The sequence below is a fragment of the Silvibacterium bohemicum genome, from assembly GCF_001006305.1.
GTDB classification, from domain to species: Bacteria; Acidobacteriota; Terriglobia; order Terriglobales; family Acidobacteriaceae; genus Silvibacterium; species Silvibacterium bohemicum.
In genome coordinates this window covers 525,836-547,944 of sequence record NZ_LBHJ01000020.1, presented here as the reverse complement: position 1 = coordinate 547,944, position 22,109 = coordinate 525,836, and the positions used below count along the sequence as shown (strand labels likewise).

Below are 22,109 nucleotides of genomic sequence, written 5' to 3'. Positions count from 1 at the left end.
TGCGTAAAGCCTCTCTCTTCGATCTACACCTATAGGAAAAATGCTCTAGCGCTGGCACATCACCACCGCTGCTCCATCCACCGCATCCCGTCGCACCGCCTCCAGAGCCCGGTTCACTTCTGCGAGCGGAAACAGCGTCGTCCGGGGACGAATCCCGATCTCGTGCGCCAGCGCCACAAAATCCCTGGCATCGGCGCGAGTCATATTGGCTACGCTGCGAATCTGCCGCTCGCCCCATAACAGCTTGTCGTAGTCGAACTCCGGAATGCGGTCCAGATGAATGGCATTGATTGCCACCACGCCGCCTTTGCGCAGGGAACTGAGCGCCGAGATCACCACATCGCCGCTGGGCGCAAAGGTGATGGCCCGGTCCAGCGGCTCCGGAGGCCGATCCAGCGCATCGCCCACCCATGTTGCTCCCAGTTCGCGAGCCAGCTGCCGGTGCGATTCGCCGCGCGTCGCCACATACACCTCGCACTCCCACGACTTGAGGACATCGATGGCCAGGTGCGCCGAGGCCCCGAAGCCAAAGAGCCCCACGCGATCGCCGCGCTCCACGCCCGCAACCCGCAGGCTGCGGAAGCCGATGATGCCCGCGCACAGCAGCGGAGCCAGCGATTCCGGGAGCGCCTCCTCGGGCAGCGGAATGCAGAAGTCCGCGCGTGCTACGGCATATTCCGCATACCCGCCATTGACGGAGTAGCCGGTAAACACGGGGTTGTCGCAGAGATTCTCATGTCCCTTGCGGCAAAGCATGCAGCTGCCGTCTACGCCGCCCATCCACGAAACACCTACGCGGCGGCCAACCATCGTGGCATCGACGTTCGCGCCGGTCTTCTCGACGCGGCCCACGATCTGGTGCCCGGGAGTGATCGCGTCGTGCAGCGGAGGCAGCTCGCCCATGGTGATATGTAGATCGGTGCGGCATACTCCGCAGGCCTCGACGTGCAGCAGAATCTCGCCCGGACCGGGTGCGGGAATCGGCAGGTCTTCCATGAGGAGCGGGTCGGCGACAACCTGATTACGATTCGACGGATCGGGACGGTGCAGCACGGCGGCGCGCATAGCCACAGCTTACCGCCAGAGGCCCCGTCCAGGTGAGCCTTCGCAGTCCTTGCAAGGCGGCTCGCGTTGTAAACTTGAGAGCAGCGCGGCTTTCTGGCACGAGTGGAGAGCGCAGCGTCGAAGTGGCGAGAAGCAAGCGTCTGGAATTGTGGCCCTGTAGCTCAGGTGGATAGAGCGACGGTTTCCTAAACCGCAGGTCGGAAGTTCGAATCTTCCCAGGGTCACCATCAAGCCTTTTGACTCGATAACTCAAGGGCAGTTGAGTGCTATGTCTCCGGGGAGGAACTTACCCGGTATAACCTTGAACTACTAATCCTAATCAGATGAAAAGGCCGCACCTGGATCTGGTATAGCCTGTCCTATCTCTGATGACTGGTTATCTACAAACCTGGGTAAATACCTAGTTACCGCTTGAGAACCACATCGGATATGCTTCGTCTAGAAGCCCGGTGAAAATCATCGAAGGTAGGAGCCGATAGACTCGCTCCCCGCATCGCATTTTCCCTCACTCCTTTGGTTTTCCCTCCCTCGGAGTACTTACTCATGGCAAGGTTTTCAGAGAATCTGTCCGGCCTCCGCTTCGTGCACCGCTTCAATGAGCACGCGGATCAGTACGATTCGATCTGCACAACCTGTGCGAGAGCGGTCGGTAGTTCCACCATTGAAGCGGAGCTACTCGACTTCGAGAGCGAGCATAAGTGCCGGGGCGGTATCCTGCTGGATTTCGCCAGGAGTTATGAAAAGCGCCGGATGAAGTATGTCTAACGTGAGCAATTATGTAGTTCCGAAATTTCAATTCCGTTTATCGATATGCAAATATCTTCAGCTCCGCCAGTTCACGCCGGGACAGACCAGCGCTGACCCTACCCAATGGAGGCGATGGCCGCCTCCTGCTGCTACAAGAGAAAATTTTTACAAGTGAGCTAGCCGGGGATGCGCAGCAGGTGGCTCGAATCCAAGCATTTGAACCTGCAGGATGTTCAGCCATAAGACCGGGGTTTCCGAATGCTCTTCGCATATAGTTTCAGGAAGCCAAAGCAGCGTCAGCTTCGCCCGCAATCCGCCTATATCCCGATATTGAACTGATTTCACATCCCCCGATCGGGTATAAGAACGGGTTCGGTAGTTCCAGGAAACTTGTTCTATGAACAACGTGGTGTCGACTTCAAGGCAGTCTGAGGATAGTAGATACAGCGCCCCGTCCATGGCAACCTCATTACGACCGGATGCTTAGGTCGCCGGATATCTCCATAGGATGCAGTTACCGGAACTGAATTGCAATTATCTCGGCCTGCAAGTGGTAATCGCTCCTCTCTCCGTTATCTTTCAAGCTTTCGCTCCGCAACGCCCGCCTTTTCGCTCCGCAGCGGCCTGCACCGGCGGCGGCTCCGCAGGCCCAGCCCTCACACAGATTGAGGTCCCCGGCGTCATGCGGGCTCGTGCTCAAGGAGGAATGCTCTAGAATCTCCCCAAGGTCACTCGCGGATCATTCCAGTTTGGTGTTCGAGTGAATGCCAAGCCGCTCGCCGCGGAGAGCTTTCTCGAATTAGAAATCCGGAGCAATCTGCTTGAGCGTGGCTCGCGCGGTTGAACTCGACCCTCAACTCGACCGGCCTCCGGCGCGCAATCTTGCCGTGCCGCATCGCTTCCTCTGGATCGTGCTGCCCTATGCCATCTACATGGGCTTTACGACCAACGGAGGCGCGTCGTATCTACTGCGCCAGGTTGGCATGCCGGCCGACCAGGTGGCCAACGCCATCGCGCTGCTGGGCATTCCTTCCTCGCTGTATTTTTTGTGGAGTCCACTCGCCGATCTCTGGATGCCGCGCCGCTGGTGGCACATGCTTGCCACTTTTGGCTCTGCCGGCTCGCTGGCTCTAGGCTCGCTGCTCCTTTATCGCAACGCACAGGCGGCGGTGTGGCTGTTCTTCTTCGGCATGGTCTTCTGCATGCTGATCTCTTCAGCGTACGGCGGCCTTATTTCGGCCATGATCGCTCCGGAGAGCCGCACGCGCACCGCGGCATGGGCGCAGGCCAGCAACCTTGGCGGAGGCGCGATCGGGCCCGGCGTGATTCTCTATCTCGCGCTGCACTGGAAGGCGCCCGCCTGGGCTTCCGTTGCGGCGCTGCTGGTGATCCTTCCCGGTCTTACCGTTTTGCTGTTGAAAGAGCCCCTTCGGCAGTCGAAGCCGAGCTTTGGTGCACACTGGCGCGCCGTAGGAAGGGAGCTGCGCCTCACCTGCCTGACGCCGAAAAACGCACTGGGATTGATCCTGCTGCTCGCGCCTCCCGGAGCCGGGGCGTTGATTGGATTGCTGCCCGCGATTGCCACGGACTACGGCGTCAGCGGCGCGTCGGTCGTGTGGATCAACGGCATCGGCGGTGGATTGCTGATGGCCTTTGGCTGTCTCGCGGGAGGATGGGTGCCGACGAAGCTGGATCGCAAAATTGCGTATGCGCTGGCCGGTGCCCTCAACGCAGGACCGGCGTTCTTTCTCGCCTTCGCTCCGCCGACGCACGATGTCTACATGATCGGAACCGTCGTCTATCTCTTCACCATCGGCTTCACCTCGACCGTTTGCATGGGGTTGGTGCTTGACGTCGTCGGTGCAGTGGGACACAGCGGCAGCCTGCGCTACTCCATCCTGATGTCCTGCTCGTACGTGCCCATCGCGTACATGTCCTGGCTCGAAGGCCGCGCCGCTCATCACTGGGGCTTTCGCGCCTTCCCCGCGGCAGAAGCGATCAGTTCTCTGGCCGATCTGCCGCTCATTGCCGTGTGGCTATGGTGGCGTCATTCTCGATCGGCGATGCCGCGAGGATATAAGAGCGCGCCGCGGTAAACGTGCCATACGAAAACCAGGTTCCGACGCTCTTTCTCGCCGCGAATTTCTGAGGAATCGCTGCTTCCATGCTGGAATAATGTACTGCCGCCAGGTGTTTCCCATTCGAGAGATCGAATGCAGCTTCATTTTTGGAGACACGGTTGAGCAATATTCTTGTTTGCGCGGTACCGAACCCCGGACATGTCGGGCCTATGCTGGCTGTGGCGGAGCACCTTCAGCGCATTGGCCACGACGTCACCTTCACTACCTCGGAAAACTTTCGCAGCAAAGTGGCATCTGCCGGTATCCGCTTTGTCCCGTTGACGGGCAAGGCCGACTACGATTACCGGCACATGTATGAAGTGCCGGGGGGCGAGGATTTGTCCGATGAGGATCGGAAGATCCATGTGTTCAGAGAAAGGTTTGCCGAAGTCATACCGGATCAATACCAGGTTATCCAACAGATTTCTCGGGATACGCCGCCGGACCTGATCCTGGTGGATACGTTCTTTATGGGCATATTTCCAATGCTCCTGGGGCCCAGGGAGAACCGTCCGCCCGTCATTGGATGCGGAGTGAACCCGATGATTTTGAGCAGCGCTGATTGCGGCATGGTGGTCCCTCCGGCAACTACACCGGAAGAGAAGCAGCAGATCGTCACCGAAAATCAGGTGATTCAAGAAAAGTTTCAGCCTGTGGACGAGCGCATCAACGCGATCATGCGTTCTTCTGGTGTCCGGCCCATGCCGCACTTCTTTGTGGACAGTGTCTATCTTCTACCGGACATCTTTCTTCAGTTTGCCCCGGAGGCGCTGGAATATCCGCGCAGCGAGATGCCCGAAACAATACGCTACATCGGTCCCATCGTGCCGAGTCGGCCGGTCAAGTTCGAGCCGCCGGTCTGGTGGCAGGAACTGGATGGCTCGCGGCCGGTGGTGCTGGTGACTCAGGGAACGTTAGCGAATCATGACTTCAACGAGGTGATTCAACCCACATTGGACGGCCTTGCAGGCGAGGACGTGCTGGTCATCGTGGCGGCGGGGCGAAGCGATACAGAGACGCTCAACGTGCCTGAAAACGCCCGTGTCGCATCCTTCATCCCTTTCGACAAAATCTTGCCCAAGGTCGATGTGCTGGTCACGAATGGCGGCTACGGTGCGGTGAACCACGCTCTCAGTCTCGGCGTTCCGATGGTTCTCTCCGGAACAACCGAAGATAAGGACATGGTCTCGGCGCGTGTTGCATGGGCCGGCGCCGGCATCAATCTGAAAACCCGGCATGCGAATCCGGAAGAGGTCCGCAATGCCGTGCGCACGATTCTGTTGAACGAGCAGTATCGAAATGCCGCGAAGCGGCTCCAGGAAGACTGCTCTCGCTACGACGCGCTGGCGGAAATCACTCGCACTGTGGACGCGATGCTCGCTCAAAACGAAAATATGTCGGAGCCAAGTCTGGTATCCGCTCGCTGAGATGCGTGTCATGACCGCGGCATGAGGCAGTTGATCGTGTTGCAGCAGCTTTATGACGAAGATCAGGTCGTTGGCGTTTACGAAAACGTCGATTTAATGATTAGCCTTAGATCCAAGGATTAATGAGCTACGACTTTCGAAAGGTGGCTTGGTAGTTTCATTGGGCAGAGGAGGTATTCTTGTGTTCCGCGAAACGCATGAATTGATCTGTTGCGAAAAGGACGGGAACTTCAACTACCCCGTGTTAATCTGTGGTCGAGAATCCGGTGAGCAAGCAACTCTATCATCGCATCGCCTTGAGTTTGGGCTGTGCTTGTTTCCTTTTCTGTGCAACCGGTAAGGGAAGCCAGCTCCTTGTCGTTGGCTTAGGCAGATTTGTTGTATTTCTCGTGTTCGCTGGTCTTCTCTTCTTTGTTATTCATAATGCTACGAGCCTTTGCCGCGTTGCCGCCGCATGTCTCGTCTGTCTTATTAAGGCTCTTCTTTGCGAACCGCGAGCGCATGGTTTTCTGTCTCTGAGCACCGCCCGTGGTTCACTGCATAAGTTCTCGCTGTTTCCTCCCTTTTCCAGCGTCCTCCTCCTTTTCTGCAAGCTTAGGCATTAATCGCATGGTGTGTGGCGCGAATTTCGCAGCGCCTGCACTCCTGCTGCGCATAAGCACAGACAAAGGAGACTGGCCATGAGCTTTTTTGATGGAGTAGCCGGAGCTCGTCCCGGCGCCGATGTGACTTCGCCGCTCGATGATTATTCGCGGAGGATGTTGGAGGCACAGAGTGAGATTCGCCAAATAGAACCAGCACGCCTTCGTGCTTTGGCCGCGTTCGCTGGATGTTGTTTGTTGGTCCTGATAATCCTTTTCTTCGTTTGGCACAATACTGTTGCTTTAGCGATTGTGTTACCTGCGGGAGTGGCGGCCTTGTATTTCTTGCGCCTATATAAAGACCGTGGCGAAAAGTGGAAGCAGCTGGCTCTACATTGCGAGTCCTTGGAACGGGGCATCGAGCGTCTGACACACCGATGGCAGGGCAATGGACGCAAAGGCACGGAGTTTGCCAGGAAAGGCCATTTATATCAGGACGATTTGAATGTGCTGGGAGAAGGATCGCTCTTCGAACTGTTGTGCACTACAAGAACAGAAGTCGGAGCTTCGCGTTTGGCATCGTATCTGCTCGATCCTGCCACTATCGAGGAGTCGATAAGAAGGCAGGAGGCGGTGAAGGAGCTTTGCGATTCAGCAGGACTGCGCGAAGCGGTAATGGCATTGGGAGACTATCGCTTTCAGGATTGCAGCGCGGACACGTTTCGCACTTGGCAGGACCTGCCGATATTGGACATTTCAGCGAGGAGCCAGAATTTGATCCTAGGGTTCACGTTCGCAAGCGTCGCGATAGGAGTGTGTATCGCCTCCCGCGCTCTCCTGTGGAGTCACTGGCTACTTCCGTTGATTTTCCTGCTACTGGTTCAGATTGTCTGGAGCTGGACGTTGGCGAGGGGTGTGCGTCCACGTTTACATCTGCTTGGTCAGTTGACCGGAGCACTGACGATACTGCAGCAAGGATTCGTCCTCTTGGAGCAGCAGCGTTTCGAGTCCGCTAAACTTCGCGAGATTGTCGAGCGTCTGCGTGGGCAGCAGGCAAGCGCCGCAGTTCGCCGACTGGAGAAGAGAAATCGTTGGTTAGACCAGCGGGAGAAGCCTGAATTCTATCTTCTCGCCCGACTGCTGGCTACGGGGACACACTTGGTTCTCAGTAGCGAGCGTTGGCGCGCAGAGCATGGGAAAAATCTAGAGGCGTGGATGGAGGCTTGGTCGGAATTTGAGGCGCTCAACTGTCTGGCCGGCTACGCATATGAGCATCCTGGACATGTATTTCCTTCTTGCGTAAAAGGGCGGCCGCACTTTGAGGCAAAGGAACTTGGGCATCCACTGCTCGCCGATTTCTGCGTGGGTAATAACGTCGCGCTCGGCGATGGAGCGCGGCTCTATATCATCAGCGGCGCGAATATGGCGGGCAAAAGTACGTTGATGCGCGCTGTGGGACTGAATGCGGTTCTGGCTTTCGCCGGCGCTCCGATGCGCGCGACCGAAGCGTGCCTCTCTGGGTTGACCATCTGCGCTTCGATTGCTCTGACGGATTCGCTTGCCGGCGGAAAATCTAAGTTTCTCGCCGAGGTGGAACGTATCCGGCACACCGTAGAGTTGGGAAGGTCGAACCGGAACGTGCTGTTCTTAATCGACGAAATCTTGGGCGGCACAAATTCTTACGATCGCAAAGTGGCGGCTGAGATAATTGTTAAGACGCTGCTCGCGAGCAACGGCATCGGTGTTCTATCCACACACGATCTGGCGTTGACCGAGATCGCAACCAATGCACTGGACACCGTGTTGTTGCACATGGCCAGCCGAAGTTCTGAAAAGCCGCTGGACTTTGATTACAGGCTCCGGCCTGGCGTTTCGCACGAGACCAATGCTCTCGCGATCGTGAAGATGATGGGCATAATTTAGGAGACTACGTCGAAATAGCCGATACGCCATCGGCTTACCTGTGCCCCAGCTCCTTGCTCATGCAGATAAAGTAGCAGGGCTGGGTGATGGGCATCTGGACGCCCGGGAATGGCGCAGTCCCTGTGACCGTATATCCGAGCTTCTCGTAGATCGCCGGCAGCTCCGTGCGCAGGTTGACCACGGTGATGTCCATGAAGTGCGCGCCCGATTCGCGCGCGAATTCTTCGGCAGCCGCAGTCAGGCGGCGGCCAATTCCATTCTTCTGGCGTGAGGGATCGACCGAGAGCAGGCCCAGATAGGCGCGGTCGCCCTTGAGCTCGACAAAGACGCAGCCGAGGAGCCGGCCTCCTTCTTCATCGAGCAGAAAGACGCCTTTGTCGAAGTACTCCTGAAGCATCGGTGCGTCGACGCGGTCTTTGGCCTTGAAAAAGCGTTCTATCTGGAAGGCGGCGTTGATCAGACGCATCACCGCGTCGAAATCGCCCTCTGTGGCGAGGCGGATATTCATGCTTGAAATTATCGCAGCGGGATGGAAACGAGGGAAGGGATGCGAGCCTGGTATGATCCGCATCCCTGCGTGTTAGTTGTTGGAGGAGAAGTTGAGGTGGGGCAGCACGGAAGTGCCCTCCAGCTTAACGCCGTCGAGGCTGCCGGGATCGAGTCCCAGGGCCTTGAGGATGGTGGGAGCAACCTGCATCGTTTCCACATCGGAGTAAATCGTGCGCGGCTCGAAGCCGGGGTTGGAGACGAGCAGGATGACGTTGGTATCGTCATGCGAGAAACCGCCATGCTCGGAGAGCTTGCTGGCGCTGCCGGTATAGGTCACACCCACATTCGGCGTCACGATGATATCCGGGGTGCGAGGATCGTTCGGCGGAAGTCCCGGCGTGTTGTAGTTGAGCGACAGCGTCGGTCCCGCATAAATCTCTCCCAGGCCGATTTCCTTCGCGTTCTTTTCCAGCGTGTCGACAGCCGACGGCATGTTGGCGGCGTCAGACAACCAGATCAGCGAAACGTCGTCTTCCGTCGCGCCGATGCCGGTTGGGTTGAGCGGCGATTCCGACGCCGGGATCACGCTGGAGAGCAGAGTCGCGGGTGTAGTGCCGTTGGTGCCGCTATGTCCTGGAAACGCCTGGTAGAGGTTGGGATTGATAGGCGACTGGCCGTGCTTGGCGGTGATGATGACCAGCGTCGATTCGTACAGACCGCGGTCCTTCAGCTCCTGCACCATCTCGCCGATCGAGTCGTCGACGAATTGGATCTCGCTGCGCAGCGGGGGCGTCGGGATGCCCTCTGAGTTCTGATAGCCGCCGATTGCGGTGTTGGCCTCGATGAGCTTCTGGCCGACGCTCACCGCCTGGAAGTTCATGCCGAGAATGGTCGGGACCTGCGCGCGCTTGCCGTCGTGGGTCTTGCCGTCGATCTCATTCAGGATGGCATTGACCTTCAGCGTGTCGTAGCACTGGATATTGACGAAGCTGTTGGTCCAGGAGCCGGTTCGCGCGGAGTCCGGAATTTGCGAGCAGCCAATACCCGAGGGAGTCTTGACACCGGGCAAGGGAACTACCGTCGAGTTGATCTCGGGAGCGTAATAATCGTCGAGTGAATTTCCGCCTCGGCCCGCGACCGCCGAGTAGGCAGGATGCTTGTCCGACCATGCGGTGTAGCCGCCCGCATTATGAATCACGCCAAAGATGGTATTGGTGCGAACGAAGTTCCAGGGATAGACGGGAGCGCAGCCCGCGGCAGGATTGCGGTCCAGGCGCTGAGCGTCGATCGAAGCGATGCCGCCGTCGGTGAGGCTCGCGCCGGGAGCGCCGCCATTCAGCTTGGTCTGGTCGATATCGATGCCTTCATCGAATTCGGTTCTCGATCCGCCGGAAGCTACATTCGGCGTGCAGTTGCCGGCGGCAACGCCATTACCGGTGGTCACGGCCGGAGGAGCAAGAGTGCGGTCATAGGCGACGTCGTAGTAGACGCCAAGGGTGCGTGGGCTCGCACCGGAAACAATGGTCATCAGGCCGGGAAATGAATCAGAGGGCTTCGACGTGCTGGCGGCAACGTAGTTCACGCCGGTGGTGCCCAGGTTGGCGAGATTCGGGCAGTAAGGCTGGCCGCCATCCACGCCCTGCGAGCAGTTTTTGAAATCGACGGCGTGCATGCCGTCGACGCTGATGAGCAGCACATGTTTGATCGCCGAGCGGCTCGAATCGCTGGTTTGGGCGCTGGCTGCGGCAGACGCAGCCAGAAGAAGAAGCAAGGGGGTAGTTAGCTTCATATTTACCTCTAGCCAAGAAGACTTATCGACTTAGGTAACAGGAATGATTGAGCGCTCATGAATCTTCGATCAATTACAAATACGCCATTCTTCTGTCACTTATAAACGCTATCGATTGATAGAAAGAAAAGGCGTTCTCTTCGGCTTGGCCGCGGTCACGAATTTGTAACAGTGCGGTGCTAATTTTCGCGATGGCGTTCTATAAGCGCGAGATGAAATCAGGAGAAGTTCTTAAATGTCAGTAGGAGCAATGAAACAGAAAAGCACCCAGAGAGTGTGGAAAGGCGCAGCCGCTGTCTTCGCTGTCGCCACAGTAGCGAGCGGTGTTTCAGCAAGCGCGCAGGGATTCGGTTTTGGTCATGGAGGCGAGGATCGCGTGCTCCTGCCGGGCAACCTGGTGGTCAGCCGCAGTGTTTATGACAACAATCCGAACAATGTGAAGGTGGGCACCGTTCTGCCTCCGGGATGCTCGGGCACCACCGGCGGATGCTCTGCGCCCAGCGGTGCTCCCGACAACGGAGCGTATCCTGCCGTCTTCAACAACGTGATTTATGACCCGAGCTTCGGCATCACGTCGCGGATATTTCTGGATCAGATCACACCCTATGGCCGGCTGCTGAACTCGATCGAGGTCCCTAACAGCCTGCAGTATGGAGTTAGAAACACCAGCAACCAGCTGGTAACCAGTTTCAGCTCGAAGTCGGAGATCGCGCTTAACCTCTCGACCGACGGAAAATATCTCACCTTCATGGGATACGTGGCGCCGGTGAACACCATCGACGTTTCGAACTCGAACACTCCTGATGCTGTGGACGGAACGAATCCGGTCGGCCAGAATTTTTTCCGCGCCGTGGCGACGCTCGACTCGCGCGGACGCTTCACCTTCACCGAAACCAACGCCTATAGCGGAAACAATGGCCGCGCGGCGATCTTGAACAACAGCAACGGAGCGAATTTCTTCTACACGACCGGCAACGCCGGCAACGGAAGCAATCCTCAGCCCAGCGGCGTTGTGCTGGGAGCTGGCGCGCAAATCATCGACCCCTCACTGCAGGCGGAATCGAAGCAGACTCCGGGCCTGCCCACGCCGGTAGGCAGCTTTTCGGTGACCGAGCTGCCCAAGACCAAGGCGGACAAGATCGGCAAGGACGATAACTTCCGCGGCCTGACCATCTTCGACAACGTGCTGTACTACTCCAAAGGCAGCGGCAGCAATGGCGTGAACACCGTCTACTTCCTGGACACCACGGGAACAGCCTGCCCCAATGGCGTCGGCGTGCCTTCACCCTCGGCCACACTGCCGACTACGCCGCTCGCTGCTCCTTCCGATCCGGCAACCGACGGGCTGCCGAGCAACATGTGCATCCTCGCCGGCTTTCCCGCGATTGCGAACAAGAGCCAGACGACTGTGACCGCATTCCCATTCGGCATCTGGTTTGCCGATACGAATACCGTCTATGTCGCCGATGAAGGCAGCGGCGACACCAGCAGCTCCACCTTCTATGCCACTGCGGCTGCACAGACGACCGCCGGCCTCCAGAAGTGGATCTACAATTCCACAACTAAGACCTGGAGCCTGGCCTACACGCTGCAGACTGGCCTGGAACTGGGCAAGCCGTACACCGTGCGCGGATATCCAACGGGTACGAACGCGGCGACTGGCCTGCCCTGGGCTCCCGCCACCGATGGCCTGCGCAACATCACCGGCCAGGTGAATCACGATGGCACGGTGACCATCTGGGCTATCACGTCGACGGTGAGCGGCGGTGGTGATACCGGCGCCGATCCGAACAAGCTGCTGGCCATCACCGACGAGCTGAAGAACACCAGCGCGCCGGCTGCTGCGAAGGAACAGTTTGTGACTCTGCGCGAGGCCGGCTTCGGCGAAGTGCTGCGCGGCGTCTCGTTCACTCCGGAGACCGAAACGGCTTCACACGACGGCGGCGACAATCACGGTCGCGGCTGGTAGCCTCTCAAACCTCCGGCTTTGGCGGAATCAGCGCCAAGGGCGTTTCCTCTGCAACGGCGGGCTTTCGAGCCCGCCGTTTTATTTTTTTGAACTTTTTTCTCTCCTGTGGCGTAAGCACAGGTGTGCTATAAGTGTGGTCATCCCACAGGAGGGAAGATTGGGCGAGTCGAAGCTGGATTTATTGCAGGGAACCCTGGATCTGATGGTGCTGCAGACGCTTGCCGCCATGGGCGCGCAGCATGGCTACGGCATCGCCCGGCGCATCGAGCAGGTGAGCGGCGATGAGGTGCTGTTGAACCAGGGAACCATCTACGCCTCTCTGGTCCGCCTGCAGCAGCGAGGCTGGATCTCCGCCGAGTGGGGCACATCCGAGAACAATCGCAAGGCCAAGTTCTACGAGATCACGAAGCGCGGCCGCAAGCAGCTTGCCGAAGATGCGGCCTACTGGCAGCGGCTGTCCGGTGTGATGGGCCGCGTCTTAGCCATGAATGTCCTGGCCATGGACAAGGAAAGCTGATGATCGATTCCCTGCGGCGAGGCTGGAATCGCATTCTGGCGTTCTTTCACAAGGCGCCGCTGGACGGCGACCTAGATGCGGAGATGGCTTCGCATCTGGAGTTCGCGATCGAAGAGAACATGCAGCGGGGAATGGCAGCCGAAGAAGCGCGCCGCCGCGCTCTGATCCGATTTGGAGGGATGATGCAGGCCAAAGAACAACACCGTGAGACGCGAGGATTGCCCTGGGTCGATGTGCTGATGCAGGACATGCGCTACACCTTCCGCACGCTGCGCAAAGACCGCGGCTTCACTATCGTCGCCGTGCTGATTCTCGCGTTGGGCATCGGCGCCAACGTCGCGGTATTCAGTGTGGTGAATACCATCCTGTTGCGGCCGCTGCCGTTTCCTCAATCGCAGCAGCTGGTGTGGATCGCGCCGCCGCCGCAAAAGTGTGGCCTGTCGTGCGCGACCTACTCCGTCGACGCGTATGAGGAGTTCAAGGCGCAGAGCCGCTCCTACCAGGACATCACGGGCTACATGGCGTTCACGAGTCCGGACAATCTTCGCCTGACCGGGCGCGGCCAGCCGGAGCCAGCCACCGGGATAGAAGTGATTGGGAATTTCTTTCGAGTGCTCGGCGTGCAGCCGGCGATGGGAAGATTGTTCACCGCAGAGGAAGCGAGGCAGGGTGCGCATCCGGTCACGCTTCTCGCCAACCCTTACTGGCGGCGGCAGTTCGCGGCGGACCCCAACATCGTAGGTAAGGAGATCGATCTGAATGGACACCCGGCAACCGTGGTGGGTGTGCTGCCGGCGAGCTTCGACTTCGGCGCAGTGTTTTCTCCCGGCTCCAAGGTGGACATGATTGTGCCGCTGATTCTGGACGATGAGCGGACATGGGGCAACATCGTGACCCTGATCGGCCGGTTAAAGCCGGGTGTGAGCGTGAGCCAGGCAGCGGCGGATGCTCAGATGGTGGTGCCGCATCTTTGCTGGAGCGCGAAGCAACCGAATACATGCGGAAGCTACGTGAACAAAACCGGCGTTTCGATCGAAGTGCAGACTCTGAAGGATTATGTGGGCGGAAGGCTGCGCCGGTCGCTGGTCGTACTGTGGTGCGCGGTGGGAACGATCCTGCTGATCGTCTGCGTCAATCTGTCGAACCTGCTGCTCGCGCGGGCCGCATCGCGGAGCAAGGAATTTGCCATGCGCGCGGCGCTGGGCGCAGGACGCGGTCGGCTGGTGCGCCAGTTGCTGACCGAGGCTCTCATCCTTTCCGGAGCGGGAGCCTTGCTGGGGCTGGGCTTTGCATCGGGCGTGATCTTCTGGCTCTCTCATCAGCAGGCGATTGCACTGCCGCTGCTGAGTTCGGTGCGCATCGACGGAGTCGCCCTGGGCTGGACGGTAGTGATCGCAGCTACAACGGCTATATTGTTCGGCCTCGTTCCAGGGCTGCGCATGGCCAGCGGCAATCTGCATGAGACGCTCAAGGATTCAGGTGCGGGAGCGGGCGCAGGACGCAAACACGAGCGTATACGCACGGCGCTGGTGATCGGCGAAGTGGCGCTGGCCTGTGTGCTGCTGGTGGGAGCGGGACTGCTGTTGCACAGCTTCCTGAAGGTGGTGGATATCGATCTGGGCTTCCAGCCGGAGCACAGCGCGTCGATGAAGGTGGAGTACGACGACAGCGCGCCGACCGATGCCGCGCAAGCGGAGAAGCGCGGCGTGATCCTCGGGCAAATCGCGGAGCGGGTAAGCGCGCTGCCCGGAGTGGAAGCGGCAGGTTTTGCCGATTATCTTCCGTTGGGCAGGAACCGGGCATGGGGAACGCCGACTCCGAAGGGAAAGGTCTATCCGGAGGGAGTTCTGCACGGGCCGCTGGTTTACGTCATCGGCCCGGGATATATGCGCGCCATGGGAATGCGGCTGCACGGACGAGACTTCACCTGGTCTGATGGACCGAACAGCCAGCGGGTGATCATGATCAATGCTTCCGCGGCCCGCGTCTATTGGCCTGGGGAAGACGCGGTGGGCAAGATTCTCCAGGCCAACGGCGGGGATTGCGTGGTGGTCGGCGTGGTGGACGATGTGCATGCCGATAGCGTGGAGGGCGATCCGGGCTGGCAAATCTATTACCCGATCACGCAGCAGGGTCCGAACGCCGCGCAGCTGGTCATTCGCTCCGCTGTGCCGCCGGCGGCTCTGGCGGGCACTGTGCTGCACACCCTGCGGGAGCTGAACCCGAATCAGCCGGCAGCGGAGTTTCGTCCCATCGCGCAAGTGGTGGATCGCGCCGTCTCGCCGCGAAAATTCTTCGTCGTGCTGGTCGCCAGCTTCGCCGGCCTGGGACTGTTGCTGGCGTCGCTCGGCATCTACGGAGTGATTTCCTACTCGGTGACCCAGCAGACCAAGGAGATTGGCATTCGCATGGCGCTCGGAGCTACCACCGGACGAGTTCAGTTGGGTGTGATCCGAAAAACACTGGCGCTGGCGGCGATGGGGATCTTTCTGGGCGGGCTGGTTTCGCTGGGGCTGGCGCGCATGATCGAGAGCCTCCTCTACGGGACCGCGCCAACCGACCCGATAACCTTTGCGGCGATGACGGTGCTGCTCGCATTGGTGGCCTTCGTAGCCGGATATGTGCCGGCGCGAAGAGCGTCCAGAATCGATCCGCTGGTAGCGCTCCGAAACAACTAGGGGACTTGGCCGTCCAGGCGTCCGCGGCTTCGCCGCCAGCGAAGTTTGGATTCTTCGCGTTGCTCAGAATGGTGACTGCTTAAAACCACCCGTTGGCCACATCCACAAGCATAAAAGCGAAGCGACCAAAGGGAGCGAAGCCGCCAGGAATCGCGCCAAAGGCGCATACGCCTGGACGGCGAGTCCCTATTCGGAGGCTGGGTTGTTGTTGCGGGCGGTTTGCTTGGCTACCGCGGCCTTCTCGGCGGATTGCTCGAGCGCCTCGGCCTGGGGCATGTAGGTGAGCGCCTGGGCGATCATAGGATCCCAGTTTGCGCGGACGCGCAATCCCTGAAGCTGCCCGAACTGTGTGGTGAAAACGTCGGACTTGATGTTGGTCTTCAGCCAGTCCATTACGCTATTCAACTCCTGGTCGGTATAGCTGATGTTCTGTGCGGTCAGGAACTGCTTGAACTCGCCGAGCACAGCGTCGTCCACCTGGAAGTCCTTGGTGACGGTCCGGTTGGCCAGATAGTGCTTGGTGAAGTTGAAGAAGACGTTATGCGCGTCGAGCACATCCTGGATGTGATTGGACTTGGGCGTGTCGATCTTATCGTCGGGGGTAATGCCGCCGCCGCCGTAGACGGTGCGTCCCGAATCCGTCAGCTTGACCTCGCGGTCCTTGGCGTTCTGCGACTGGTCGTGATTGTAGTAGTAGTCGTAGAGCGAGACGCCGTTGTAGTTACGCTGGATAAGCCGTCCGCTGGGCGTGTAGTAGTGATACGTCGTTAGCGCCAGGCCGGTGTTGTCGGAGAGCTGATAGACGGTCTGCACCAGTCCCTTGCCGAAGGTGATTTCGCCCGCGATGACGGCACGGTCGTGATCCTGCAGCGCTCCGGAGACGATCTCCGCAGCGGAAGCGGTTCCGTGATTGGTCAGCACCACGATGGGGAAGTCGCGGCCGCCGTTGCCGTGGGTCGCGCGATAGATCTGCTCGGGATAGGCGCGTCCGCGCTGCGAGACAATCACTTGTCCGCGGGCGAGGAGCTTATCGCATACGCTGACCGCCTCGGTGAGCAGGCCGCCGGGGTTGCCGCGCAGATCGAGTACGAGGCCTTTCAGATCGCCCGCCTGGTCGATGGCATCGGAGAACTCGCGGCCGGTGGTCTCCTGGAACTGCGTGATGTGCAGGTAGAGGATGCCGGGCTTGATCTCATATTTCAAATCGACGGAGGGATGGGGAATCTCGTCGCGGACCAGGTCGAAGGTCATGGGCGCGGCGGCGCCTTCACGCGAAACGGTGAGGTGGACATGCGTGCCCTTGGGGCCCTTCAGCATGTCGGCGACGGCCGCGGAATCCATGCCGTCAGTGGATTTTCCCTCGACCGAAACGATTACATCGCCGGGGCGCAGGCCGGCCTTGAACGATGGCGTTCCCTCATAGGGATACACGACGACAATCTTGTTGTTCTGCGGCTGGATGACCATGCCCACGCCGTAGTAGCGGCCGTGCTGGTCCTCGCGCATCTTGGCGTAAGCCTTGGGATCGTAGAAGTTCGAGTGCGGATCGAGAACGTGCAGCATCTCGGGGATGGCGCCGTCGTAGATCGCGGTGTCCGGCTTGTCGCCGGTGAGAGGCTCGGCATAATTTTCCGAGACGATCTGATAGACGCTGGTGAAATTCTTCAGGCTATCGCGAAAGGAAGACTCGTCCGTTGAGGACTGCGCGCCGACTTTCTGGCTGATGAACATACCGGCCAGTCCGCATGCGGAAAAGAAGACGACAAGAGAGAAAGCGGTGCGGCGGGCGCGGGAAGACATGCTTAGAGAAATCCTTCGGCTCCCGCTTGCAGGGAAAGGATTTATCGGGAGCGCATTACCCCAAAGTATAGCATTCGCCGCCGGATTCGAATGGTAGACTGGGCTCCCCTGCGTCGAATCCTCCGGATGAATCTGAATGAGTATTGACTCGCCGGCTGAGCGGCTCCAGCCGCCTAAGCCGCTGTATCTCGCGCTGTATTTTGTTGCTGTTCTCGGGCTCTACGCCTATCTGAACCCCGGCGGAAGCCACCTTTTCTGGGATGCGCAGGTCTATGCCCGGGCCATCGGCGACTGGCGGGCCCATCGCGACGCCTACACGGCTGCGGAAGGCCTGATCTTTGTTTATCCGCCAATCTTTCTATGGATTGCGGGAGCGCTTGCCGGCCTGATGCCGGAGCATTGGGCCTGGTATCTCTTCATCGCGTGCCACATCGCGGCGACTCTGACCCTGCCGCTGGTTCTGGCGCAGTTCTATTTCCGCCGCGCGTGGCTGAGTGTGGCATTTGCTTACACCCTCTATGTTGCCGAGCCGGGATTTGCAGGGCTGGTGTCGCTTCGTGCCGGGAATCTGGCGAATATCTTTTATCTGTTGACACTCCTGGCCGCGCTGCCGGGTTTGCGGCGGAATCGTTGGGGATGGTTCTACGCCGCGGCATTTCTGATCGGGATGGTGAAGATCGCCTTCCTGTTGGTGCTCATCCTGCCGGTCTTCGCGGGCAGGCGGCAGTGGATCAAGAGCGCCCTGTGCGGGGTCGCGGCTGCGGCGACGTATCCGCTGCAGCGATGGATCGCTCCCGTCAGCTACCGGGCTTTCGTGGCGGCTGCGAATATCCAGGTGGGAGCGCATGCCGATTATGGATACGGCATCCTGGGCACCGCCGCGACCATGGAGCGCAAGTTGCTCCACCGCGGGGTTGATCTGCTGCCTTTTGTGGTGCAGGCCGCATTTATTGTTGCGATTGTTGTCGCACTGTATCTGCTTCGCCGCCGACTCCCCGAGGAGGCGCAAGGAGGCGTCTGGCTGGCGCTCTTGCTGACGGCCATCATTCTCTGCAACCCGCGCATCGAGCGGTACGACTCCTATGTCGGCTTGTTGGCCGCCTTTATCCTGCTGGCCGAAGCCCTTCAAACGCGGCGTTATCTGCTGCTGCTTTCCGCGATTTTTCTGCCTTCGATGCTGACTTTGTATATCCGCCACCGCTCTCATCACGTAGACGCCTGGGGTGCGTACGAGACGCTGGTGCTGGTAGTCGCCTTCGCCGCCGGATACTGTTGGCTGTGGCGTTCCACGCCGCCCGCGCGGAAGCCTGAGAGCGCAGCAGTAGCAAATTAGTATCCGTCCGGAGACCGCGGCGATTCGCCATCCTGAGGGCAGGAAGAACTCGCGCCCAGATGCTCGACGGCTTCAATCGGGGCTGGATCGAGTTCGAAAAGGGCGAAGCCGGCTCGCGCAAGGGCAAAGTGGAGCTGGAGCCCACGCTGGCGGCGCTGATCGAACGTCAAAGCAAGTAGCAGGCTTACGAGGAAATGGGGTTCCCGAAGCTTCATTGGCATTCGTTGGGGCGGGTGTTTAGAATGGCGAAAGCACAGCGCGGACCAACTCCGGTGATTCAACTCCATTTCCGGCCTTCTTCCGGCTGCTGCCGACTGAGACGTTCATACAGATGACCCTTCGTTTTACGCCGAATCGATTTGCAATCTCCTGCGCCGCGCTGGTTGCCAGCCTGGCCGTGACTTCCATCCCACCCGCCTTTGCCCAAGCTGCAAAACCGACTGCGCAGGAGCAATCTCCTTACCAGGGAACGGTGGTGGAAGAAATAGTTGCACGCGTGAACGATCAGGTGATCAGCCGGTCGGATTACGCGCGCTCCGAGCAGGACCTGCAGACCCAGGCTCAGCAGCAGCAATGGACCCAGCAGCAGATCTTTGAGCAGAAGCGCGAACTGCTGCGCGACCTCATCGACCGGCAGCTGCTGCTCTCCAAGGCCAAGGAGCTAGACATCACCGGCGAGACCGAGCTGGTCAAGCGCCTGGATGACATGCGTAAGCAGAACAACCTGCCCTCGATGGAAGCCTTGCAGAAGGCAGCCGAGGATCAGGGCGTCTCCTGGGAAGACTTCAAGCAGAGCATCCGCAATCAGATCATTTCCCAGCAGGTGATTCGCGATGAGGTGGGGCGGCACGTCAATGTGACTCCCTCCGAGCTCCAGGGCTATTACAACCAGCACAAGCAGGAGTTCGATCTGCCTGAGCAGGTGCGGCTGAGCGAGATCCTGATTTCTACCGCGAATCCTGACGACGCTTCGCAGGTCGATGCGGCCAAGAAGAAGGCCGACGATGTGTATGCGAAGTTGCAGGCGGGCGGCAGCTTTGCGGATCTGGCCAAGAGCACGTCGGGCGGTCCCACTGCGGCGCAGGGCGGCGACCTCGGCGACTTCAAGCGCGGGCAGCTGGCCAAGCAGCTCGAAGATCCGACCTTCAACCTGAAGCCCGGACAATATACGCAGCCCATTCGCACCAAGCAGGGATTCGTCATCCTGCAGGTGGTGCAGCACAATGCCGGCGGTGTTCAGTCCTATAAGGATGTGGAGCCGCAGATCGAAGACGCGGTCGGCATGACCAAGATGGGTCCGGCGCTGCGCGATTATCTGACCAAGCTGCGCGAGGACGCCTACATCAACATCAAGGCGGGCTACGAGGATTCCGGCGCCAGCCCGAACGAGATGAAGCCGGTGTATAGCGCCTATGCGCCGCCGACTCCGAAGAAGCATGTAAAGGTGACGCGCACCCGTTATTACCAGCAGCGTGGCCGGGGCGCAAAGCAGAAGACGACGGAAACGGCCGCGGCCGCTCCTGCTGCGCCAGAAGCTCCGAAGGGTGTGCCATCGCTGGCGGACGTACCGCAGGGCAGCGCGGCGGCAGCACCGGTAGTGGCAACGCCTGGAAGCACCAGCTCAGGAACGACGGCAGCCGCGACGACGACCCCGGCGGCAACGGGCACATCTGCAAACAGCCAGGTTGCAACCGCGAAAGCTCCGGTACAGAAGCCAGGCAAGAAAGAGAAGATTCGCTACGGGCAGGCGCCCCGCGAGACCCTTCCCGCCGCCGCGACCAAGAGCGAGGATGCGGGAGCCAATACCGGCGAAACCGGGGATCAGGTTGCCTCGAACACTCCTCCTTCCGATCTGAAGACGCTGAATCCCGACGGCTCGCTGGCCAACCCCAACGAGGCAAGCGAGAAGAAGGCAAAGACTCGCCTGTCGGCTCGCCCCAAGGATCCGAAGTCCAAGAAGGACAAGGTCGATCCCTTCGCCCCTCCGCCGATTACCGACGACGAAGTGGCGGCCCAGAAGCAGCAGGAAAAGCCGCTCGGTCTGAATGGCGACACGTCAAAGCAGAAGAAGCCGAATCTGTCGAAGACCGGTCCCAAGCGCCGCATGACGGATGAGAAGAAGGATCAGCCGGGTGGCACCACCGCTCCGGCTGAGACACCTGCTGCTCCAGCTGTTGCACCTGCACCTGCTCCGGCAGCTGCGCCCGCGCCGGCGCAGCCGTCTGCTCCCACTCAGCCGTAAACCTGTGCAGCCTTGAAGCAGTAAAGAAAATCGATGAAAGAAACCACCATCGCGGACCTGGCCAAGTTTGAAAACCAGGCGATTACGGCGTTCTATGCTGTCACCGGCAAGCAGGTGCGCAGCAAGAAGGACGGCTCCCGCTATTTCTCTCTGATCCTCGGAGACCGCACCGGGCAGGTGGATGCGGTGATGTGGGAGACGAGCGAAGCCGGCGAATTCGCAGTCGGCGACGTGGTCAAGCTGCGTGCCCAGGTCTGCCGCTACAAGGAAAAACTCCAGCTCAATGTCGAGCGCATCCGTGCGGCGACGCGGGACGAATACGACCTCGCCGATCTGGTTCCACATACGGAGCGAAACATCGATGAGCTCTGGGCGGAGCTGAACGCCTGCGTCAACAGCTTCACCGATTCACATCTGAAGGCTCTGTTGCGGTCGTTCCTGGATGATGCCGAGATTGCTGCGGCATTCAGAGAAGCTCCCGCGGCCAAGAGCATGCACCATGCGTGGATTGGCGGCCTGCTGGAGCACGTAGTCTCGCTGATCGGCATCTGCGAACTGGCGGCGAAGCATTATTCCGTACATCGCGACCTGCTGCTCACCGGGGCGATCCTGCATGACATCGGCAAGCTCGAGGAACTGCGCTGGGGAACCAGCTTCGACTACACCATTCCAGGCCAGCTGTTGGGGCATATCACCATCGGCATCGGGATGATCGAAAGAAAGATCGCGGCGATTCCGGATTTCCCGCCCGGCCTGCGCGTGCTGGTCGAGCATGTGGTGTTGAGCCATCACGGCAAGTATGAATATGGTTCGCCCAAGCTGCCCATGATCCCCGAAGCGGTGCTGCTGCACTATCTTGACGACATGGACGCCAAGATGCAGACCATGCAGAACGAATTCGGGCGCAACGTTGCCTCCGGCCGAGCTGCGGGTGAGGTCACCGAATGGGTGCGTTCGATGGAACGGCCGCTGCTGAACACCGCGGCATTCCTCGAAAAGGAAAAGATCTGATGGAACGAGCAACGGCATACCTGCTGAAGACCGAATCGAGCGTCTATTCCTTCGACGATCTCAAGCGCGACGGCGAGACTATCTGGGACGGCGTCACGAATCCTGCGGCGGTGAAATTTCTGCGCGAGATGAAGCCCAACGACCGGCTGGTGATCTATCACACCGGCGATGAGCGGACCGCGATGGGCACGGCGAAAGTAGTCTCCGTTGATCCCACCGATCCTAAGGTGCCGCTGGTTCGCATTAAGGTGGGCAAGCCGGTGAAAACGCCGCACAATCTGACGGAGATCAAAGCTCACAAGGTTTTTACCGGCTCACCGCTCATCAATCAAGGCCGGCTTTCGGTGGTTCCTCTGACCGAGGCGCAGTGGGACTGGCTCACCGATTGATCTAAAATAAATAATTCAGACGAAGCGCT

At 59.5% G+C, this 22,109-nt stretch carries 15 protein-coding genes and 1 tRNA gene; 12 read left to right on the top strand and 4 right to left on the bottom strand.

What is annotated here, in order from left to right:
• Nucleotides 1-45: 45 nt before the first annotated feature.
• The gene (locus XX99_RS25390; RefSeq protein WP_050062198.1) at nucleotides 46-1,065 is read right to left on the bottom strand and encodes a zinc-dependent alcohol dehydrogenase family protein; all 1,020 of its coding nucleotides are present in this window, start codon (nucleotides 1,063-1,065) and stop codon (nucleotides 46-48) included.
• 150 nt (nucleotides 1,066-1,215) lie between these two features.
• Between XX99_RS25390 and XX99_RS25385 the strand changes: the two genes are divergently transcribed.
• The 5 genes from XX99_RS25385 to XX99_RS25355 all read left to right on the top strand — a co-directional run bounded on the left by XX99_RS25385 (nucleotide 1,216) and on the right by XX99_RS25355 (nucleotide 7,863).
• A tRNA-Arg gene (locus XX99_RS25385) sits at nucleotides 1,216-1,292 on the top strand.
• Between the two features lie 316 nt (nucleotides 1,293-1,608).
• Nucleotides 1,609-1,830 carry a hypothetical protein gene (locus tag XX99_RS25380; RefSeq protein WP_050062197.1) on the top strand — a complete coding sequence of 74 codons (222 nt, stop codon included), beginning with the start codon at nucleotides 1,609-1,611 and terminating at the stop codon, nucleotides 1,828-1,830.
• An 809-nt stretch (nucleotides 1,831-2,639) separates the two neighbouring features.
• On the top strand, nucleotides 2,640-3,908 hold the full coding sequence (locus tag XX99_RS25365) for an MFS transporter (protein WP_231581636.1): 1,269 nt from the start codon (nucleotides 2,640-2,642) through the stop codon (nucleotides 3,906-3,908).
• Between the two features lie 143 nt (nucleotides 3,909-4,051).
• The gene (locus XX99_RS25360) at nucleotides 4,052-5,359 is read left to right on the top strand and encodes a glycosyltransferase (protein WP_156186212.1); all 1,308 of its coding nucleotides are present in this window, start codon (nucleotides 4,052-4,054) and stop codon (nucleotides 5,357-5,359) included.
• 725 nt (nucleotides 5,360-6,084) lie between these two features.
• Nucleotides 6,085-7,863, top strand: coding sequence for a MutS-related protein (locus XX99_RS25355; RefSeq protein WP_184084624.1), 1,779 nt, complete (start codon nucleotides 6,085-6,087; stop codon nucleotides 7,861-7,863).
• 34 nt (nucleotides 7,864-7,897) lie between these two features.
• Here XX99_RS25355 and XX99_RS25350 read toward each other — a convergent pair whose 3' ends face one another.
• Together XX99_RS25350 and XX99_RS25345 are read right to left on the bottom strand one after the other, a co-directional pair.
• Nucleotides 7,898-8,371, bottom strand: a complete 474-nt coding sequence (locus XX99_RS25350; protein ID WP_050062191.1) for a GNAT family N-acetyltransferase — start codon at nucleotides 8,369-8,371, stop codon at nucleotides 7,898-7,900.
• 72 nt (nucleotides 8,372-8,443) lie between these two features.
• Nucleotides 8,444-10,141 (bottom strand): alkaline phosphatase family protein, encoded by a 1,698-nt coding sequence (locus tag XX99_RS25345; protein WP_050062190.1) that lies wholly within the window; start codon nucleotides 10,139-10,141, stop codon nucleotides 8,444-8,446.
• 250 nt (nucleotides 10,142-10,391) lie between these two features.
• On the opposite strand from XX99_RS25345, the gene XX99_RS25340 reads away from it, so the two are divergent.
• The 3 genes from XX99_RS25340 (at nucleotide 10,392) to XX99_RS25330 (ending at nucleotide 15,305) form a co-directional block, all read left to right on the top strand.
• Nucleotides 10,392-12,110: a hypothetical protein gene (locus XX99_RS25340; protein WP_197081950.1), complete on the top strand. Its 1,719-nt coding sequence runs from the start codon at nucleotides 10,392-10,394 to the stop codon at nucleotides 12,108-12,110.
• Nucleotides 12,111-12,267: 157 nt separating this feature from the next.
• Nucleotides 12,268-12,627, top strand: coding sequence for a PadR family transcriptional regulator (locus XX99_RS25335; RefSeq protein ID WP_050062188.1), 360 nt, complete (start codon nucleotides 12,268-12,270; stop codon nucleotides 12,625-12,627).
• On the top strand, nucleotides 12,627-15,305 hold the full coding sequence (locus XX99_RS25330; RefSeq protein ID WP_050062187.1) for an ABC transporter permease: 2,679 nt from the start codon (nucleotides 12,627-12,629) through the stop codon (nucleotides 15,303-15,305). The genes XX99_RS25335 and XX99_RS25330 overlap by 1 nt, the downstream gene beginning before the upstream one ends.
• Nucleotides 15,306-15,491: 186 nt before the next feature.
• Here the strand turns inward: XX99_RS25330 and XX99_RS25325 are convergent, their stop codons facing one another.
• Nucleotides 15,492-17,105 carry a S41 family peptidase gene (locus XX99_RS25325; RefSeq protein ID WP_050062186.1) on the bottom strand — a complete coding sequence of 538 codons (1,614 nt, stop codon included), beginning with the start codon at nucleotides 17,103-17,105 and terminating at the stop codon, nucleotides 15,492-15,494.
• A 136-nt stretch (nucleotides 17,106-17,241) separates the two neighbouring features.
• Between XX99_RS25325 and XX99_RS25320 the strand changes: the two genes are divergently transcribed.
• The 4 genes from XX99_RS25320 (at nucleotide 17,242) to XX99_RS25305 (ending at nucleotide 22,080) form a co-directional block, all read left to right on the top strand.
• A complete protein-coding gene (locus XX99_RS25320) occupies nucleotides 17,242-18,438 on the top strand; it encodes a DUF2029 domain-containing protein (protein WP_050062185.1) in 1,197 nt (398 codons plus the stop codon).
• Between the two features lie 331 nt (nucleotides 18,439-18,769).
• Entirely contained in the window at nucleotides 18,770-20,680 is a 1,911-nt protein-coding gene (locus XX99_RS25315) for a peptidylprolyl isomerase (protein WP_050062184.1), read from the top strand.
• 33 nt (nucleotides 20,681-20,713) lie between these two features.
• On the top strand, nucleotides 20,714-21,691 hold the full coding sequence (locus tag XX99_RS25310) for a 3'-5' exoribonuclease YhaM family protein (RefSeq protein WP_050062183.1): 978 nt from the start codon (nucleotides 20,714-20,716) through the stop codon (nucleotides 21,689-21,691).
• Nucleotides 21,691-22,080, top strand: coding sequence for an EVE domain-containing protein (locus XX99_RS25305; RefSeq protein ID WP_050062182.1), 390 nt, complete (start codon nucleotides 21,691-21,693; stop codon nucleotides 22,078-22,080). The genes XX99_RS25310 and XX99_RS25305 overlap by 1 nt, the downstream gene beginning before the upstream one ends.
• Nucleotides 22,081-22,109 lie beyond the last annotated feature (29 nt).